Raw genomic sequence first — 19,621 nt, 5'->3', positions numbered from 1 at the left:
GCACGTCTCGCATTGAGCACTTGCCCAGCGGGCACTCAAAGCGCGTACTGCGCGATCCCATTGCCGAACGACCAGTTCTCCTTCAGCACCTCGACGAGATTGATGAACACGTCCTCTCGTCGCAGTCCCGGCGACTCCGCCAGTTCATCCGCCATGCGCTTGTACAGCGCCTTCTTTTGTTCGAGCGTGCGCGTATTGTTGAACGTGATCTGAATCACCACGAGATCGTCGCTGCGTTCGATGTTCAGATACTGCTTGTCGTACACAAAATTGCCGGCATCGTGCTCGGTGATCAGCATGAAGATGTCGTCTTTCGGCACATTGCACGTCTCCACCAGCGAACGCTGGATGCTTTCCGTCAGCGCCTTCCGATACTCCACCGGCTTGCCAGCGCGCAATGCGATTCGTGTGAGCGGCATGATGAAACTCCTTGGTTGCAGTGATTGGGTAAACACAGCTTAGGCGCGCTCAGTCATAATGAACAGCCATCTTTGGCTATTTCATCCATATTCAACTGAAATGAAAGTCCTCGATCTCGATGCGGTGCGCGCCTTCGTGCTGGTCGCCGATCTGCACAGCTTCACGCGGGCGGCGGACGCGCTCAATACCACGCAATCGGCCGTCAGCCTGAAGCTGAAACGGCTGGAGGCGCATCTCGGCAAGCAGTTATTGGAACGCACGCCCCGTGTCGTGCGCCTTTCCGCGGATGGCAACGCCTTCCTTGGCGCGGCCCGCGATCTGCTGGGCGCACATGAGCGGGCGCTGGGTTCGTTGTCCGTGGAGCGTCGGCGGCTCACGCTGGGGATGAGCGAGCACGTCGCGGGAACGAACTTGCCCCAGTTGCTCGCGCGGCTCAACGCGCACGATCCGGGTCTGGTGGTCGAATTGCATCTGGGCATGTCCGCGGCGCTGCTCGCGCAATTCGATGAACGGCGTCTCGACGCGGTGATCGTTCGTTACGGCGCCGATGAGCCGCCGCGTGAGGACGCACAGGTGCTGTTCAGCGAGCCGCTTGGCTGGCTCGCTACGCCGGAATGGCTGCCGCGCGTCGGCGAGCCGTTGGGGCTGGCGCTGTTGAGTCCGCCGTGCAATGTGCGCGACGTCGCGCTGCACACGCTGAATGAGGCGGGGCTTGCGTGGCAGGAAGTGTTCGTCGGTGGCGGAGTGGCTGCCGTCGGCGCCGCGGTCGCGGCTGGTCTGGCGGTATCGCCGCTGGCGCGCAGAGTGGCGCCGCGTGGATTGGTCGATGTCGGCGCACGGCTGGGCTTGCCACCGCTGCCGGAATCACGCGCGACGCTGCATTCGCGCGTGAGGGATGCGCGGTCGATGGAGACGTTGCGGTTGGTAACGAATGGGTTGGCAACGCAATGACAAAACGACTTCTCGCCCTGAACCATGAATAAAGTTCGCCGGCTTTCGCTTAAGCTGGAAAACTAACCAATTCATTTAAAAGTAGATCAGTGGACCTCGACCCCCGACAAACCGCCGCCGTTCGCGCGGTCATCGAAACCGGCAGCTTCGAGCAGGCCGCCGTGCGCCTGAACGTCACATCGTCCGCAGTATCACAGCGTGTGCGGGCGCTCGAAACGCGCCTGGGTAATCCGTTGATCGTGCGCACGCGGCCCTGTCGCGCGACGCAGATGGGCCAGCGTCTGTTGCAATATCTACGGCGTGCCGCCCTGCTCGAAGACGACTTCGCCAGCGATCTCGCGGGCGCCAACGAAGCGCTGCTGAACGTCGCAGCCGCCGTGAATGCGGACACGCTGTCCACGTGGTTTTTCCCCGCGCTCTCCGAGATCCTGCTGCAGGAAAACGTGCTGCTCGATCTGACCGTCGACGACCAGGATCACACTCACGCGCTACTCGCCTCAGGCCTCGCAATCGGCTGCATCACCACCGAACCGGCGCCGATGCGCGGCTGCTTCGCGGAACGGCTCGGCGCGATGCGCTACCGGCTGGTGGCATCGGCGGCGTTCGTCGAACGATGGTTTCCAAATGGCTTGACGCGTGAAAGCGCGCGGCGCGCGCCGGTCATCCTGTCCTCACGCAAAGACGCGTTGCAGGCGCGCTTTCTCGAGACACGCTTCGGCCTGCCGCCGGAAGCTTATCCATGCCACTACGTGCCTGCGCCGGTGCCGCGCTACATGGCAATCCAGCGTGGGCTCGCTTATGGGATGGTGCCCGAACTGGAATTCGGCGATGCCGTCGAGCGCGGCGAACTGGTCGATCTTGCGCCGAAGCAGCCCACCGACGTCGAGCTGTACTGGCACGCCTGGAAGGTCCAGTCGCCACGCCTCGAAAAGCTCTCGGCGCGCATCGTCGAACTCGGCCGCACGGCGCTGGGTCCGCCGGGCGCCAAGGCCAAACGCAAACGCGCCGCCTGAACGGAACTGAACAGAACAGAACAGAAGGTCAGTGGAGGATCGGCGGCAACGAACCGCTGCTGGCGGTCGCCGGATTAGCAGGCGCGGCGGCCGCGGGACTCGCCGCTACGTTTGCGGCCTTGGCAGGCGCGTTCGTATGGACCACGGCCGGTTTGGCTGCGCTGGTTTTCGCCGCCACATTGACCACTTTGGCATGCGCTGCATGGCCTTGAACCAGGTCGGCGTGCATGATCCGGCCTTGAGCCGGCTTCGCTTGAGCGAGTTTTGCGTGCGGCTTCTTACCCTGCGCCACTACCGCTGCCTTCGACTTAGGTTTGCCCGCGCCCTTCACCGCGCCACTGTGGCCAGCATTCCTGGCGACGACCTTCTTCACACTGCCATGCGCTGCCGGCTTGGCACCACTCTTCGACGCCGACGCGACCCGTTGCTCCCCATGCTGCCCCTTCGCCACCTGCTTGGAACCCGCCTTCGCGCTGGCGGTAGACTTGGCCTTGGCCGCACCCGTCGTTTTCTTCGCGTGCTTCGCCGTATGCCCGGCCGATTCGGGCGGATTCCACACTTCCGCATAACCCGCGGCCATTGCCGCACCCGACACACACCACACTGCAACTGCCGTTGCTACTGCTCGAACCCACATCTCCTGCTTCTCCTGATCTTCGACTTCATAACGAGCCGCGATTATATTCTCTTGCAAAAATCCATTTTTAGACTAATATCAACAACAAGTACAGATAAGGACTCACCCCATCATGGCTCACGCCGCCCGCGTCACCCAGCCCGAACCGCCCATCCGCCGGCCGGTTTCGGAACCCACGCTCACGGAAATGTCGGCGGCAGGCCTGCGCGCGTTCTTCAACATCGCACGAGACTGGGATTTGAGCGCCGAGGAGCAGATCGTGTTGCTCGGCTCGCCAGGCCGTTCCACCTACTTCAAGTGGAAATCCGCGCCGGGCACAGCGCGTCTGGGGCGCGACACGCTGGAACGCCTGTCGCTGCTGCTCGGCATCTATAAGGCGCTGCAAATCCTGCTGCCGCAACCCAGCGCCGCCGACACCTGGATCAAGCGCCCCAACAGCGCGCCGCCGTTCGGCGGCCGCCGCGCGCTGGACCGCATGCTAGCCGGTAACATCAGCGATCTCGTGGCCGTGCGCCAGTATCTCGACGCGATGCGAGGCGGCTGGGCGTGACAGAACCGCATTGGCAGCACCGCTGGCGCAGCGCGCCGCTCGACTGGTCGCCCGCGTATCGCGTGATTCCAACGCGCTTTCCGGCCGTCAATCTGTTCGACCGGGTCGCATCGCCCGAAGATTTCGACGCCCTCTACGCGCTCGAAGCGATGACCAACGACCGCCTGCGCACCGAAGTCGGCGAACTCGATCTCGTGCCACGCGAGGAGCGCCGTTTCGGTCCGGGCTACGGGCCGATCATGGCCGCGCTGACACACCTGAATCCGCTCGGCAGCCGCTTCTCGGACGGCACGTACGGCGTGTTCTATTGCGCCCGTTCGCGTGCCACTGCGATCGCGGAGACGCGCTACCACACGGGGAAATTTCTGGAGGCGACCGCCGAGCCCCCCATGCGGCAGCAGATGCGGCTCTACACCGTCGTGGCGCAAGGCAACGTGGTCGACATCCGCGGAGATGCATCGCTCGATCTCGCGGTGCTGTCGCCCGACGACTATGTCGCCGGGCAATCGCTAGGCCGTGCCGTGCGCGAGGGTGGTGCGCCGGGCATCGTGTATCCATCGGTGCGGGATGACGAGGGCGAGTGCCTCGCCGCGTTCAGAACCACGCTGCTACGCGACTGCCATCATGCGGCGTATCTGGAATACAACTGGAATGGCACGAGCATCGATATGGTGTTCGAGCTCAACCAAGTAGGCTAGGAACCAGGAGACTCGAAACAATCAGGGCAAGGCCAGCGCCGCCGCCCCGCTCTCCCGCGCCGCCTCCACCGAGATCGACCAGCGCCGCAACGCCTGCGGCTCCACGATGGTCAGCTTGCCGCCGGGCCCAAATGCGCCGGTATCGATGAAAATCTGCGAGCCGATCTGCTGGATGTCGCGCATCGGCGTATGACCGCAATAGGTCAGCGAAAGCCCATGCTGGCGCAGCGGATCGCCATTGCCCAAGGCCAGATCCCGCCCCCACAGCAATTGCTGGCGTGTTTCGGCGGAAAAATTCCCGGCGTCGAGTTCGGCGTCCGTGCCGAAGAATTCGGCATGCAAAATATTGAAGCGCTCCTTACCGCTGCCGACCACGCGTACGAGCGGCAGCGTCCGCAGACGTTCGGCGTAGTGTTGCAAACGTTCGTCGGACAAACTCGCCGCCCATATCCCGCCGATTCCGTACCACCACTGGCGCCGCAAGCGCCCATCGGCGACGCCGCACAAGGTGTCTTCATGATTGCCGAGCACCGCGTGAAACCACGGCTTGTCGAGCAGGGCCAAAGCCTCCTCGGAATGTTGACCGCGGTCTACCAGATCGCCGACCGAAAATAGCCGGTCACGCGCCGGATCGAACGCAATGTCGCGCAGCAGATAGCGCAGCGCATCGACACAGCCATGCAAATCGCCCACGACAAAGTCGCGGCCGCTCCGATTGGCCGGATGATGCTGAACGGTGTTGACGAGTACGGAATCCATTCGCTCATGATAGTGCGGCATCCGCGAGTGCGTATGCGCGTTCCCTATCTTATCCTGACGTCCCGCATCGTTCGAATGACGTGGAAACGACGCAAAAACGGCGCGTCTCCGGCAGGACTTACCGGGAAACGCGCCGCTCGCGCACTCATTATTGCTGGGTGCGCAGTTTGGCGACCTGATCCACCGTCACCGTGGACTGCGGATTGCCGAACTGTTTGGTCACGTAATTGGTGATAGCCGCCACCTGGTCGTCGGTAAGCTCGGTGCCGAACGCGGGCATCAATACGTCAGCCTGTTTCGTCGTACGACTGACGCCGTGCAGAATCACCATAGCCAGATTATTGGCATCGCTCGCGCCGACTGCCGAGTTGTGAATCAGCGACGGATACGCGCCCGGCGCGCTGGCGCCGACACCCTGACCGGTCCAGTTATGGCACGTCGCGCAATTGGCGATGAACAGTTGCGCGCCATTTACAGCATTGATCTTGGCGCCGCGCAACGCGGTAACGTCGTCGACGGCGGGATTGCCCCACTGGTCGCGCGGACGCGTTTCGCCGCCGTTGATTGGCGGCACCGAGCGCAGATAGGTGACGATCGAGCGGATGTCCTCGTGTGTCAGATACTGCGTACTGTCGGTCACCACCTCGGCCATGGGGCCTGCGGCATTGGCGCGACCCGGCGCTGCGCCGGTCGACAGATACGCCGCCAGTTCGTCATCGCTCCAGTTGCCCACGCCGCTGGTCTTGTCCGACGTGATGTTGTACGCATGCCAGCCGGCTTGCACCGCGCCGGAGAGGCGCGAACTCGTCTTCAGGCCTTGCGTGAAGTTGCGCGGCGTGTGGCATTCCTCGCAATGCGCAAGACCCTGCACCAGATACGCACCGCGATTCCATTCAGCGCTTTGCTTCGGATCGGGCACGAAGCGGCCTTCGTCGAAATTGAACAGATTCCAGAACACCATCAGCCAGCGCTGGTTGAACGGGAATTTCAGGCTGTTGCTCGGCGGCGCGTAGTGGATCGGCGTGAGCGTGTTCAGATACGCGCGAATCGCCAGCGCGTCCTGATCGGTGACCTTGGTGTACTCCGCGTATGGGAAGGCCGGATAGAGCCGTTCGCCGCCCTTGCCGACGCCTTCATGCATCGCCCGCAGAAAATCGGCGTCGCTCCATTGGCCGATGCCGGTATCCGGGTCGGGCGTGATGTTCGGCGTCACGATCGTGCCGAACGGTGTATTGATCGGCAGGCCGCCCGCGAACGGGCGTGCTTTGTCAGCCGTGTGGCAGGCAACGCAATCGCCGGCGCGCGCAAGGTATTCACCGCGTTTCACGAGATCGCTGCTGGTCGCCACCGTCGGTGCGGCCGCCGCATTGTCCGGTTGCGCGGCGTCGTCCGCGTGGGCCTGCGTGATCGGCAGCTCGTCGTTATGTCGTGCAATCGGCCCATGCGCCTCGTGCCAGGCGACATACAGCGCAAATAGCGAAAAGACAGCCGCCAGCGTCGCCACCCGGAAGTGCCGGCGACGCGCACGCTGGGCAAGCGCATCGGCCGGCTGCACGCGAGAGGTGTTCTTCGTCATTGTGGCTCTCCGTTCAGGGCTCAGATTTCACGCTTGAGCTTGTCGGCCAATTTCAGCGACAAAGCGGCGATCGTCAGCGTGCAATTCACGGAGGCGGCAGTCGGCATTACGCCGCTGCTGGCGATGAACAGATTCGAGTGATCGTGTGTGCGGCAATCGGCGTCGACAACCGAATCGCCCGGATCGCTGCCCATGATGGTGGTACCCATGATGTGATTGTTCGGCGCGAACGTATCGTCGAATGAGACTTCGGCGCCGCCGAACAGCGAGGCGATCTGCGCATACAGTTCATGCGTGTTCGCCGCGCTCTTCTTCACGTAATCGTTGATCGAGTAGTAGATCTCGGGCTGCGGAATGCCGAGCGCATCCTTGTGATCCGCCGAAGGCACCACGCGGTTCTGGGGCTCCGCCAGATGCTCGTGAAAACTGTTGATGTTCAGCGTGCGCGCGGCGCGGTCGCGAATCTGGCGGTCGAGCTCGGCGCCGGTGAGGCCTTTCTTCAGCAGATCGGCGGTCACGCTCATGGTCGGCACGCCATTCGACAGATGCAGTTTTTTCGCCGCGTAATCGGAGCGGAACGCGCCATCGCGGAAGTTGACGATCGATGTCATCTCCATCGGCCCGCGTCCGGGCCATAGGGGTTCGTTGGCGAGGAAGGTGACGCCCGTACCCGGATGGTCCATCAGGTTGCGGCCCACCTGGTCGGAGCTATTGCCAACGCCGTGCGGGAATTTGTCGGAGGTCGACATCAGCATCAGCTTGGGCGTTTCGATGCCGTTCGCGGCGAGCACGAACAGCTTGCCGGTCACGCGTGTGCTGTTGCCGTTCGCGTCCTTGTAGTGGACGGCCGTGACGAGCCCTTTGTTGTCTGCTTCGACGCGGTACACAACCGCCTCGGCAATCAGCTTCGCGCCGGCCTGCTCGGCCTTCTCCGCGTGCACTACACCGTTGTACATCGCGGCGATCGGGCAGATCGGCATGCAGTTGTTGTTGCCGCAGCAGGTAGGCCGCGCATCGTATGGACGGCTGTTACGCGCAACCGGCTCGGGCACCACCTTGAATCCCCGTGCATTGAGCACGTCGCTAAAGCGCTGATCCATGTACGAGAGCGGCAACGCACTCATCGGATAGGGCCTGGAGCGCGGCGAACCGAGATTGATCGTGCTGTCCGGACCGGAAACGCCCAATTGCACTTCAGCCGCGCCATACCACGGCTCCAGTGTTTCATACGGATAAGGCCAATCACGTCCCACGCCATACAGCTTGTGCAACTGGAAGTCCGACGGCAACAGCCGCCACGCAGCGGCCGCCCAGTGCCACGTCGTGCCGCCGACCAGCCGCACATACTGCGAGTTATACGGATAGTCGCCTTTCTGGATCAGATAATTGTTGGCGGGCGCGTACTCGGGATGCGGCGCGTAAGGCGTGGAGGGATAGGGCGTCGCGAAGTCGGACTTGGCCGGCGAATTGCGGAAGTTTTCGACGATCTGCCAGCGCGGAATACGCGGCCCGGCTTCGAGCAGAATCACCGACGCGCCGGCCAGCGCCATTTGATGCGCGACCAGCCCACCTGCCACGCCCGAGCCGACTACGACGATGTCGGCGGAATTTGAGTTTGCCATTGTTGCCCTTTCCCTTCTGGCTTATCTTTGCTTGCTGACCTCGCGTGCCGGCATCTCGTCGAACGGCTCAATCAGGCCATGCGACGACACCGCACGCGTGAGAGGAACATCGTTCAGGCGCTCAACGGCTTCCGCGTCCAGTAGAACGGGACGTCGCGGCAATAGGACGGGATCGTCAGCACGTCCTTGACCGGCTCGAACATCAGCGCTTTTTCATAAGCGACCACGTCCACATGCGGCATGTCGCCCACGAGACCGAGATACCACGCGCGCATGATCGCGCTCACGGATTTCGCGAGCGCCGGCTGGTCGACCTGCAAGGCCTGCGTGACGGTATCGGACGGCACGCCGCCATGGCCTTGCAGCCACGTGTTGAGCGCGGCGACGTTCTGGGAGAACTGGCCGTCTGATTTGGCCAGAGCGTCGTAGACGCGTCTGCCGAGCACGGCGTCGAAGCCCGTGTGACCGGTGAGACGCTGCGAGAGCGCAAGGAAGGCATCGAGTCCGCCGCCGGCGGGTGCAGTGTCAGCGAACGCCGGCGCGATCCATGAGAGCGAGCGGCCTGCCCCGGCAAACGCGAGCGCCGCGGCCGTCGCGCATGCGCCTAGCACCCAGGCTCTGCGCGAGGCCGAAAACGATGCATGCAGTGAAGAGGATGTTGACGACGGAAACCTGGCCAGATGCGTCACGCCATGGCGCGCATCTTTATTCTCAGGAACATCTGTCATGGGGGCTCCAGATGGTGAGTTGATCGTGAGTTGTTCTCAACAGACAACGCCACCGTGGCGTGATGCCGTTGGCGCGCTGTGTCGATTTCTCTACCCCAAACCTGGTCTGGCGCCGCTTAAGCGGTCTTGTGTGGCTGCATGATGACGATGCAAGCCGCATTACGTTGTACCGATGACAGCCTCGTGAAAACAGCCTGACTGCGCGGCACGCACGGCGAAAACCCGCCGCCTGCCAATCTCCTTTCAACTGAAAGCGGCGCGCAAGGCCGTTGCGAAAGACTATAGCCTGTGATTCCCTTATTCGACAAATGGTGCCCGAAGCGCGAGTAGAATCCGCGGCAAAGACGGCCCTTCACCCTTGATCTCATGCTCCTTAAATATTATCCGCAGGTTCTTCGCAATCGACCCCGCATGCTGATCGGCCTCGCCGTCGGCCTCGTGGCCGCGCTGGTGCTCCCGGAACACGTACGCCCCATGGTGCGTGTTCTGGCCGGCTGGGATGCCGCGGTGTGGATCTACCTCCTGCTCATGTGGGTGCACATGGCCGCCGCCGACGAAGGCCGCGTCCGCGAATACGCGCAGCGCGACGATGAAAACGCGGGCGTGGTGCTGGTCGTGATCTGCGTCGCAACGGTCGCCAGTATTGCCGCGATCGTGCTCGAACTGGCCTCGGCGAAAGGCACGGCCGGCAGTTCGACTGCATGGCACTACCTGCTGACCGGCCTCACGATGTTCGGCGCCTGGTTCATGATCCCGACCATTTTCACGTCGCACTATGCGCGGCTGTACTACGACCCGGATGCACCGGAGACCCCCTTGCTGTTTCCCGACCGCAAGCTCCAGCCGAACTACTGGGATTTCCTGTACTTCTCGTTCACCATCGCGGTGGCCTCGCAAACCTCGGACGTGGTGCTGCGCTCGCGGTCGATTCGCCGCGCCGCGCTCGCGCAGTCGATCCTGGCGTTCTACTTCAACGTCGCCGTGCTCGGCTTGTGCGTGAACATCGCAGCGGGCTTACTCGGCTCCTGACCGGCCTTGCCTCCTTAAAAGTCCTATCCCTCAGGACGCTTACCCCGCCGGCTGCCACTTCGCCTTTTGCGGCCCCGGCGGCACCGGCAGCCCCAGCGCCCGCCTCATGCCACCCCGTGTAAAACCCGGGCGACGCCCGTCCGTTTTACACACGAGCTACCCGCCGCCGCTCTCCCACCGCGTCTGGCCGACCGTCGCGCGTCCCCTAGGGCGCGCGCTTCCCCGCCCTTCCGCTTCAATCCAGAACGCACTGGCACAACGTTTGCTGCGTCTTGCGAATAGTTCTGGCCGGCCTCGTGCTATCGACGCCTGGCGTCAAAGCACCCCTTACTGGCCAGCGGCGTGACGATCTTTGCACTACATTGACCAGTACGCGCCCTCGCTTCACGCATCGCGCGGTATCCGGCTCTGGAAGCCCAATGAGCGCTGTGATCGCATGTCAATTGCATCCACACCGCAGCAGGACGAATCTGGAAACGACCGATGGAATCCCCAAACGGGTACGCGCCGCGGATTTACTTTTTCCATTCACTTCTCGTTGGGCCGCTCGATGCATGGCCCACGCAGTTCGCTCACGCAGCCGGACTGGGCTTCGATCACGCGCTGATCGGCGGCCTTTTCGAACCGGGCCGCGCGGGTCACGCACAGGTGGTCGGCAACCACGGCCGGCTGCATCCGGTGTTCGAGACTCAGCAGCCCGCCGCAGAGGCGATCCGTACGCTCGCGCAGGCCGCCCGCCAGAACGGTCTGGCCTTGCTGGTCGATCTGGTGATCGACCGGATGGCCGCCGATGGTGCGCTGTACGCCGAACATGCCGGCTGGTTCCACCCATTCGAGTCTGAAGAGGCGCGGCTCGATCCGCGCCATGTGCATCACGAGGACAACGTCGCGTATGCGAATTTCAACGACGCCGCCAGCAGCGCTGCGCTAGTCGACTGGTGGACGCAGAAACTGCTGGCGCTGGCCGACGCCGGTGTCAGCGGCTTCCGGTTCGATTCGCCGCATCGCGTGCCCGCCGCGGTTTGGCGGCAACTCGGCGACGCGGTTCGTGCCAAGCATCCTGAGGTGCGTTTCCTCGCCGCGACGCCGGGTCTCGCGCGTGGCGATCTGCTCGGCCTGGCAGGCGCGGGCTTCGACAGCGTGTTTTCGTCGGTGCGCTGGTGGGACTTTCGCGCCAGCTGGATGGTGGAAGAGCATGCCGCGCTCGCCCGCATCGCCGCCCCCATCGCCTTTCCCGAAGCGCCTTACGGCACCCGCCTCGCCGCCGATCTCAGCGATGCGCACGACTCCGCCATTGTCGAGCGGGCCTACCGCCGCGCGCTGTTCGCGTCGGCCTCGACCGGCACCGGCTGGATGATGCCGATGGGCTTCGAGTACGGCATCACCGAGCCCATGTCGCAGACACGCGGCGACGCCGCGCAGTTCGCGCTGGCCTGCCGGTCGAAGCGATTCGATCTCTCGGAACAGATCAGCCATGTGAACGACGTGGTGTGCAATACGAAAACGCTGCACGCCAACGGCGAATTGCGTCCGCTGAGCGGGCCCGGCGCACCCGCGGCCGTTTTGTTACGCGCCGACGCGCCCGATCTGCGCGACGCCGGCGAAGCGATCCTGATCGCCATCAATCCCGAACTCGGTGCACCGGTGCGCGTCGATCCAGCCCGCTTCCTCACGGGCGTACCGGGCAACTTCACGCGCTTCGTCCCGCTTGACGCGCCCGGGAAAGCCACGCCATCCGCATTGACTCCGTTCACGCTCACACCCTGTGCAGTGCGCCTGTTCCGCGCGGCCGCCGATCAACCGATCCGTCTCGCGCCACCGATCGACAAGTCGAACAGCAAGCGCAGCGGCCGCAAGACCGTGCTCGAAGCGATCAACGCACCGCGCGTGGCGATCGAGAGCGTCACGCCCTCGGTCGATAACGGACGCTTCCCCGCCAAGCGCACGGTGGGCGAGCGCGCGGAAATCACCGCCGCGATCTTCGCGGAAGGCCACGACAAGATCGCCGCCGCCGTCGTCTGGCGCGCCGCCGACGAAACCGCCTGGCACGAAGCGCCGATGAGCCCCGCACAGCCTGCCGGACTCGATATCTGGAAAGCGCGCATTCCACTCGAGCGCATGGGCCGTCACGAGTTCACCGTGATCGCATGGCGCGACGACTTTGCCTCGCTGGTCGAGCATATTCAGAAGAAACTGAAGGCGGGCCAAACCGTCGAACTCGAACTCGACGAAGCCACGCATCTGTTCGCCCTGGTGCTCGCCGAAGTGGAAACCGTAGAAGGCGCGGTGACTGAGCCGCTCGAACATATCGTCAAGCTCTTCACGAAGGGGGACGCCGAAACGAAGCTCGCGCTGCTGCTCGCGCCGACCACCGCGAAGGCGATGACCGCCGCGCGCCACCGCCCGTTCCTGAGCCGCGATCCGATCGTCTACAAGATCGACGCCGAACGCACGGCGGCAGGCTTTGCAAGCTGGTACGAGATCTTCCCGCGTTCGATGAGCGACGACGAATCGCGTCACGGCACCTTCGCTGACGTCGTCACGAAACTGCCGCGCATCCGCGACATGGGTTTCGACGTGCTGTACTTCCCGCCGATCCACCCAATCGGCGTCGCCAATCGCAAAGGCCGCAACAATACGCTGACCGCACTGCCGGGCGATGTCGGCAGCCCGTACGCGATCGGTGGGGCCGAAGGCGGCCACACCGCCGTGCATCCCGAACTCGGCACGCTCGACGACTTCAAGAAGATGCTGGCCGCCGCGCACGCGCACGGCCTCGAAATCGCGCTCGACTTCGCGATCCAGTGCTCGCCGGATCACCCATGGTTGAAGGAGCATCCAACGTGGTTCGCCTGGCGCCCCGACGGCACGCTGCGTTACGCGGAAAATCCGCCCAAGAAGTATCAGGACATCGTCAATCCCGACTTCTACGCGCACGACGCCAAGCCCGACTTGTGGCTCGCGCTGCGCGACGTCTTCCTGTTCTGGATCCAGGCGGGCGTGCACATTTTCCGTGTGGACAATCCGCATACCAAGCCGCTGCCGTTCTGGGAATGGGTGATCGACGACGTGCGCTCGCGCTATCCCGACACGATCTTCCTCGCCGAAGCCTTCACGCGGCCACGCATGATGAACCGCCTCGGCAAGATCGGCTTCTCGCAGTCGTACACGTATTTCACGTGGCGCGAGTCGAAGCGCGACTTTATCGAGTACATGACCGAACTCACGCAAACCGGCGCGCGTGATTTCTACCGGCCGAATTTCTTCGTCAATACGCCGGACATCAACCCGCGGCATTTGCAATCGTCGGGGCGTTCGGGCTTTCTTATTCGGGCGGCTTTGGCCTCCACGCTCGCCGGTTTGTGGGGCGTGTATAGCGGTTTCGAATTGTGCGAGGCCGCCGCGCTGCCGAACAGCGAGGAATATCTCGACTCCGAGAAGTATCAACTGCGCGCGTGGGACTGGAACCGGCCCGGCAACATCGTCGGCGAGATCACTGCGTTGAACCGGATTCGCCGCGCGAACCCGGCGCTGCAAACGCATCTCGGCCTTACGTTCCTCACCGCGCACAACGACAACATCCTGTTCTTTGAAAAAGCGACCGAAGCACGCGACAACGTCATCCTGGTCGCGATCAATCTCGATCCGTTCAATGAACAGGGCGCGGATATCGAATTGTCGTGGGACACTTTCAACCACTGGAATCTGCACGACCATGGCGCACTGGAAGTGACCGATCAGATGACCGGTGCGCGGTTCGAATGGCACGGCCGCTGGCAGCACGTCCGCCTCGGTTCAGGCCAACCGTTTTCGATCTGGCGCATCGCGCCGCTCGGCGGCCTGCCCGCTGAACGCCCCGATGATGCCGACAGCGACTATCACGCAGACGACGCTGGCAACCCAACCCCTACGGAAGGTGCGACATGAAGCGTGAAGATCCAGCCCAAAGCACGTCGCAGACCCATACGAGCGCTGCCACCGGCAGCGCCGCCAAAGCGCGCTCGCATCGACGCGGCAAGCCCGCGGCCTTGAGCGACGATCCGCTCTGGTACAAGGACGCGATCATTTATCAGGTGCACATCAAGTCGTTCTTCGACGCGAACAACGATGGCGTCGGCGACTTTCCGGGCCTGATCGCGAAGCTCGACTACATCGCCGAACTCGGCGTGAATGCGATCTGGCTGCTGCCGTTCTATCCATCGCCGCGTCGCGACGACGGCTACGACATCGCCGATTACCGCAATGTGCATCCGGACTACGGCCAACTATCGGACGTGAAACGCTTCATTCAGGAAGCGCACGCGCGCGGCATCCGCGTGATTACGGAACTGGTGATCAACCATACGTCTGATCAACACCCGTGGTTTCAGCGCGCCCGTCGCGCGAAGCCGGGGTCGAATCATCGCAACTACTACGTGTGGTCCGAGACCGATCAGAAGTACACGGAAACGCGGATCATCTTCATCGATTCTGAACCGTCGAACTGGACGCATGATCCGGTCGCGGGCGCTTACTATTGGCACCGTTTCTACTCGCACCAGCCCGATCTGAACTTCGACAATCCGGCCGTGCTGAAAGAAGTGCTGCAGGTGATGCGCTTCTGGCTCGATATGGGCATCGACGGGCTGCGGCTCGACGCGGTGCCGTACCTGGTCGAACGCGAAGGCACCAACAACGAGAACCTGCCGGAAACGCACGCGGTGCTGAAGAAGATCCGCGCGACGATCGACGCCGAGTATCCAAACCGGATGCTGCTCGCCGAAGCGAACCAGTGGCCGGAAGACGTGAAGGAATATTTCGGCGACGAAGACGAATGCCACATGGCGTTCCACTTCCCGCTGATGCCGCGCATCTATATGTCGATCGCGAGCGAAGACCGCTTTCCGATCACCGACATCATGCGGCAAACGCCGGACCTCGCGGAAACGAACCAGTGGGCGATTTTCCTGCGTAATCACGATGAACTGACGCTCGAAATGGTCACAGATTCCGAGCGCGATTACCTGTGGAATACCTACGCGAGCGATCGCCGGGCGCGCCTGAATCTCGGCATTCGCCGCCGACTCGCACCGCTGATGGAGCGCGACCGCCGCCGCATTGAGCTGATCAATTCGCTGCTGCTGTCGATGCCCGGCACGCCCGTGATCTATTACGGCGACGAGCTCGGCATGGGCGACAACATCCACCTCGGCGACCGCGACGGCGTGCGCACGCCGATGCAATGGTCATCGGATCGCAACGGTGGGTTCTCGCGCGCCGATCCTGAACAACTCGTGCTGCCGCCGGTGATGGGTTCGTTGTACGGCTTCGACGCCGTCAACGTCGAAGCGCAAAGCCGCGATCCGCATTCGCTGTTGAACTGGACCCGGCGCATGCTCGCCACGCGCCGTGCGAAACAAACCTTCGGACGCGGCACGATCCGTTTCCTGAAGCCGGAAAACCGCAAGATCCTTGCGTATCTGCGCGAATTGCCAGGCGAGCCGCCAATATTGTGCGTGGCCAACCTGTCGCGCGCACCGCAGGCGGTCGAACTCGATCTGTCCGAATTCAACGGCTCGGTGCCGATCGAAATGACTGCCGATTCCGTGTTCCCGGCAATCGGCCAGCTCACGTATTTGCTGACCTTCCCGCCGTATGGTTTCCTGTGGTTCATGCTGTGCTCCGGAGGCCAGCGTCCAACATGGGCGCAAGCGCATTCCGAACCGCTGCCCGAATTCGTCACGATCGTGATCCGCGAGGGTCAGGTCGGACCGACGCCGGAAAACGTCCGGCTGCTCGAATCCGAAGTGCTGCCGTCCTGGCTGAGCCGGCGCCGCTGGTTTGCCTCGAAGGATCAGAAGATGCACGCGGTGCGCCTCGCTGCGCTGACCACGATCCCGAACGGCGGCTTCGCCTTCACCGAAATCGAAGCCGACGTGGGCGACCATACCGAACGCTACGTCGTGCCGATCGCGATCACTTGGGGCGGCGAGACCACTACACCGCTGTTCATGCAACTGGCACTCGCGCGCGTACGCCGCGGCCGCAACGTCGGGCATCTGACGGACGCGTTCGCGCTGCCCATCTTCGCTCATGGCGTGATGCGCAAGCTGCGTGAACGCGCGGTCGTGCCGACCGTACAGAAGAGCGAGATCAAGTTCCTCCCCACCGAGCGTTTCTCCGAACTCGATGATCTTGGTGAACGGCCCGAGATCCGCTGGCTGGCGGCCGAGCAAAGCAACAGCTCGCTGATCATTGCCGATGCCGCGGTGTTGAAACTGGTGCGGCGTCTGGTGAGCGGCGTTCATCCGGAAGCGGAAATCAGCCGCTATTTGACCCAGCTCGGCTACGCGAACACCGCGCCGCTGTATGGTGAAGTGGTGCGCGTCGATCCCGAAGGCGTGCCGCATACACTCGCTATCTTGCAAGGCTATATCGACAATCAGGGCGACGCCTGGAACTGGTCGCTGGACTACCTGCGCCGCTCGGTGGACGAACTCGCAATCGCCGTCGATACGGACGGGCAATCGCCGGACCGCGACAACGAAACGATCCTCATGGAAGGCTACAGCGCGCTCGCCGGCACCATCGGTAAGCGGCTCGGTGAACTGCACATGGCGCTTGCGTCACCGTCCGACGACCCGGCATTCGCACCGGAACTCGCCAGCGCCGAGCAGGTAAAGGCTTGGGTCGCCGGCACGCAAGCCATGCTCGCCAGCGCGCTCGATCTGCTCGCACCACGCATCGAGCAGATGAGCGATCCCGATACCCAGGCATTGGCGCAAAGCCTGATCGATCGCCGCGCCGCGTTGGTCGCCGCGGTCAGCAAGCTGGTGTCAGGCGATGCGGGCGCGCTGCGTACCCGCATTCACGGTGACTTCCATCTGGGTCAGGTGCTGGTCGCGCAGGGCGACGCGTATCTGATCGACTTCGAAGGCGAACCCGCGCGTACGCTCGAGGAACGGCGTCAGAAGTCGAGTCCGTTGCGCGACGTGGCCGGCTTGTTGCGCTCGCTGTCGTATGCGAGCGCCGCGGCGCAGTCCACGATGGAAAGCGCGCCACAGCAAACCGCCGATCGCAAGCGCGCGCTCTTCGACCGTTTCCGCGCGCATGCTACGGAGACGTTCCTGAAGGAATACCGCGCCGCCATCGCGGATTCGCCGACGCCGCTGGTGGCGCCCGAAGCCGAACAGGCGTTGCTCGATCTGTTCCTGATTGAGAAAGCCGCTTACGAAATCCGTTACGAAGCGGCTAACCGTCCAACGTGGCTCAGTTTGCCGGTACGCGGCCTCGCCTCGCTCACCAGCCGCCTGCTCGGTGACACCGGCAATCCGCACGATCCATCAACCCAGGCGCCAGACGCCGCCGCATCGCCTAATCCGGCCGAGGGCGACTATGAGTGAGCATGATCCGGCCGCAGGCCTCCAACCACTCGATATCGACGCGCTCGTTGAAGCGCGTCACCCCGATCCTTTCTCGCAGCTCGGCATGCATCAAACAGACGCGGGTCCGGTGGTGCGCGCGCTGTTGCCGAACGCGAGGCACGTCACCGTGATTTCACGCGCCAACGGCGCAACGCTCGGCGAACTCGAGCAACTCAGGCCGGGGCTGTTTGCCGGCCGCATCACGTCTGCCGCGCCCTATCGCCTGCGCATCGACTGGCATGGCACCGTCCAGGAAATCGAGGACACGTATTCGTTCGGCCCCGTTCTCGGCGACGAGCCGTTGGGCCGTCTCGCCGGCGGCGATCCGTACGCCGTGCTCGAATGCCTCGGCTCACGCCCGATGGAAGTGGACGGCGTGCCGGGCGTGCGCTTCGCCGTCTGGGCGCCGAATGCGCGGCGCGTCTCGGTGGTCGGCGACTTCAACTCATGGGACGGTCGCCGTCATCCGATGCGGCTGCGTCATCAGGCAGGCGTGTGGGAATTGTTTGTGCCGCGCGTCGGTCCGGGCACGCGCTACAAGTACGAATTGCTCGCTCGTGACGGCCATCCGTTGCCGCTCAAGGCCGACCCGTGTGCGATGCAGACGGAATTGCCGCCGGGCACCGCATCGGTGGTCGCGCATGTCGACGAGATCGAACAGTTTGAATGGACCGACCACGACTGGATTCAGTCGCGCGCCGCCAAACAAACCCCACGCGCGCCGATCTCGATCTACGAAGTACACGCCGAATCGTGGCTGCGCGTCGCCGAAGAGGGCCAGCGCGGGCTCACATGGGAAGAACTCGCCGAGCGGCTGATTCCGTACGTGAAAAGCATGGGCTTCACGCACGTGGAATTCATGCCGATTGCCGAGCATCCGTTCGGCGGTTCGTGGGGCTATCAGCCGCTCGGACAGTTTGCGCCGTCGGCACGCTTCGGCAAGCCCGAGCAGTTCGCGCTGTTCGTCGACAAGGCACACGCGGCCGGCTTGGGCGTGCTTCTCGACTGGGTGCCGGCGCACTTTCCGAACGACGCGCATGGCCTGATCGATTTCGACGGCACGCCGCTCTACGAGCACGCCGATCCGCGCGAAGGCTATCACCAGGACTGGAACACGATGATCTACAACCTGGGCCGCAACGAGGTGAGCGCGTTCCTGGTGGCATCGGGCCTTGCATGGCTAAAGCGCTATCACGTCGACGGCCTGCGCGTGGATGCGGTCGCCTCGATGCTGTACCGCGACTATTCGCGCGCCGCCGACGAGTGGGTGCCGAACATCTACGGCGGGCGCGAAAATCTCGAATCGATCGCATTTCTGAAGCGGCTGAATCATGAAGTCGGCTATGTGCCGGGCGTGCCGGGTGCGATCACGATCGCCGAGGAATCGACCGCGTGGCCGGGCGTGACCGCACGCCTCGAAGACGGCGGCCTCGGCTTCCAGTTCAAGTGGAACATGGGCTGGATGCACGACACGCTGCACTACATGGAAGAAGACCCGGTCTACCGCCAATACCATCACCACATGATGACCTTCGGGATGGTGTACGCGTATTCCGAGCGCTTCGTGCTGCCGCTCTCGCACGACGAGGTGGTGCACGGCAAAGGCTCGCTGCTCGGCAAGATGCCCGGCGACAGATGGCAGAAATTCGCCAACCTGCGCGCGTACTTCGGCTTCATGTGGACGCATCCGGGCAAAAAGCTGCTGTTCATGGGCGGCGAATTCGGCCAGTTGGCCGAATTCAACCACGACACGTCGCCACACTGGCATCTGCTCGACGATTCGAACCACCATGGCGTGCAGAAGCTCGTGCGCGACCTGAACCATCTTTATAGCGAGGAGCCTGCGCTGCATCGGCTCGACAGCGAGCCGGGCGGTTTCCAATGGCTGGTCGGCGACGACAACGGCAACAGCGTGTATGCCTACCGCCGCACCGATGGTGAAGGCCGCGAACTGGTGGTGGTGTGCAACATGACGCCGGTGCCGCGGGTCGGTTACCGGATGGGGATGCCGCGCGGCGGCCGCTGGACAGAAGTGCTGAATACGGATGCCGGCGTGTACGGCGGCTCGAACATGGGCAATGGCGGGCTGATCCACACCGACAACGTCTCGAGTCACGGCTGGCCGCATTCCGCTGCGCTGACGCTGCCACCTTTGGCGACGATCGTTTTGCGCGCAGATTGATTGATGGAAAAGTTGTAAGACGGGCGCGCGGCGGCCAGGCCGCGCGCCCGTTG

The 19,621-nt window shown here is 63.4% G+C and carries 14 protein-coding genes; 8 read left to right on the top strand and 6 right to left on the bottom strand.

The window, feature by feature from the left end:
• Positions 1-35: 35 nt before the first annotated feature.
• Positions 36-419, bottom strand: a complete 384-nt coding sequence (locus BM438_RS14735) for a tautomerase family protein (RefSeq protein WP_093634972.1) — start codon at positions 417-419, stop codon at positions 36-38.
• 100 nt (positions 420-519) lie between these two features.
• Here BM438_RS14735 and BM438_RS14730 point away from each other — a divergent pair, with 100 nt between their 5' ends.
• Positions 520-1,371: a LysR family transcriptional regulator gene (locus BM438_RS14730; protein WP_093634971.1), complete on the top strand. Its 852-nt coding sequence runs from the start codon at positions 520-522 to the stop codon at positions 1,369-1,371.
• An 89-nt stretch (positions 1,372-1,460) separates the two neighbouring features.
• The gene (locus BM438_RS14725) at positions 1,461-2,384 is read left to right on the top strand and encodes an HTH-type transcriptional regulator ArgP (protein ID WP_093634970.1); all 924 of its coding nucleotides are present in this window, start codon (positions 1,461-1,463) and stop codon (positions 2,382-2,384) included.
• Between the two features lie 28 nt (positions 2,385-2,412).
• On the opposite strand, the gene BM438_RS14720 is transcribed toward BM438_RS14725, so the two are convergent.
• The gene (locus tag BM438_RS14720; RefSeq protein ID WP_093634969.1) at positions 2,413-3,021 is read right to left on the bottom strand and encodes a hypothetical protein; all 609 of its coding nucleotides are present in this window, start codon (positions 3,019-3,021) and stop codon (positions 2,413-2,415) included.
• 112 nt (positions 3,022-3,133) lie between these two features.
• Between BM438_RS14720 and BM438_RS14715 the strand changes: the two genes are divergently transcribed.
• Both BM438_RS14715 and BM438_RS14710 read left to right on the top strand, forming a co-directional pair.
• Positions 3,134-3,571, top strand: coding sequence for an MbcA/ParS/Xre antitoxin family protein (locus BM438_RS14715; RefSeq protein ID WP_054034811.1), 438 nt, complete (start codon positions 3,134-3,136; stop codon positions 3,569-3,571).
• Positions 3,568-4,269: an RES family NAD+ phosphorylase gene (locus BM438_RS14710; protein ID WP_093634968.1), complete on the top strand. Its 702-nt coding sequence runs from the start codon at positions 3,568-3,570 to the stop codon at positions 4,267-4,269. Before BM438_RS14715 ends, BM438_RS14710 begins: the two co-directional genes overlap by 4 nt.
• Before the next feature lie 21 nt (positions 4,270-4,290).
• On the opposite strand, the gene BM438_RS14705 is transcribed toward BM438_RS14710, so the two are convergent.
• From BM438_RS14705 to BM438_RS14690, 4 genes are all read right to left on the bottom strand, one after another.
• Positions 4,291-5,028 carry a metallophosphoesterase gene (locus BM438_RS14705; protein ID WP_167378394.1) on the bottom strand — a complete coding sequence of 246 codons (738 nt, stop codon included), beginning with the start codon at positions 5,026-5,028 and terminating at the stop codon, positions 4,291-4,293.
• Between the two features lie 148 nt (positions 5,029-5,176).
• Positions 5,177-6,604: a cytochrome c gene (locus BM438_RS14700; RefSeq protein ID WP_093634966.1), complete on the bottom strand. Its 1,428-nt coding sequence runs from the start codon at positions 6,602-6,604 to the stop codon at positions 5,177-5,179.
• A 20-nt stretch (positions 6,605-6,624) separates the two neighbouring features.
• Complete coding sequence (locus tag BM438_RS14695; RefSeq protein WP_093634965.1) at positions 6,625-8,226, bottom strand: GMC family oxidoreductase; 1,602 nt, start codon at positions 8,224-8,226, stop codon at positions 6,625-6,627.
• Between the two features lie 113 nt (positions 8,227-8,339).
• Positions 8,340-8,954, bottom strand: a complete 615-nt coding sequence (locus tag BM438_RS14690; RefSeq protein WP_093634964.1) for a sugar dehydrogenase complex small subunit — start codon at positions 8,952-8,954, stop codon at positions 8,340-8,342.
• 366 nt (positions 8,955-9,320) lie between these two features.
• Between BM438_RS14690 and BM438_RS14685 the strand changes: the two genes are divergently transcribed.
• The 4 genes from BM438_RS14685 to glgB all read left to right on the top strand — a co-directional run bounded on the left by BM438_RS14685 (position 9,321) and on the right by glgB (position 19,568).
• Positions 9,321-9,983 carry a DUF1345 domain-containing protein gene (locus tag BM438_RS14685; RefSeq protein ID WP_093634963.1) on the top strand — a complete coding sequence of 221 codons (663 nt, stop codon included), beginning with the start codon at positions 9,321-9,323 and terminating at the stop codon, positions 9,981-9,983.
• A gap of 483 nt (positions 9,984-10,466) precedes the next feature.
• Positions 10,467-13,910 carry a maltotransferase domain-containing protein gene (locus tag BM438_RS14680; protein ID WP_093634962.1) on the top strand — a complete coding sequence of 1,148 codons (3,444 nt, stop codon included), beginning with the start codon at positions 10,467-10,469 and terminating at the stop codon, positions 13,908-13,910.
• Positions 13,907-17,365, top strand: coding sequence for a maltose alpha-D-glucosyltransferase (gene treS, locus BM438_RS14675; RefSeq protein ID WP_093634961.1), 3,459 nt, complete (start codon positions 13,907-13,909; stop codon positions 17,363-17,365). The genes BM438_RS14680 and treS overlap by 4 nt, the downstream gene beginning before the upstream one ends.
• The gene (gene glgB, locus BM438_RS14670; protein WP_093634960.1) at positions 17,358-19,568 is read left to right on the top strand and encodes a 1,4-alpha-glucan branching protein GlgB; all 2,211 of its coding nucleotides are present in this window, start codon (positions 17,358-17,360) and stop codon (positions 19,566-19,568) included. Before treS ends, glgB begins: the two co-directional genes overlap by 8 nt.
• Positions 19,569-19,621: the final 53 nt, after the last annotated feature.

This window comes from Paraburkholderia aspalathi, from assembly GCF_900116445.1.
In the GTDB taxonomy this organism is placed as follows: domain Bacteria; phylum Pseudomonadota; class Gammaproteobacteria; order Burkholderiales; family Burkholderiaceae; genus Paraburkholderia; species Paraburkholderia aspalathi.
Note: the sequence above shows the minus strand (reverse complement) of the source record. Positions and strands in the feature narration are given on the sequence as shown.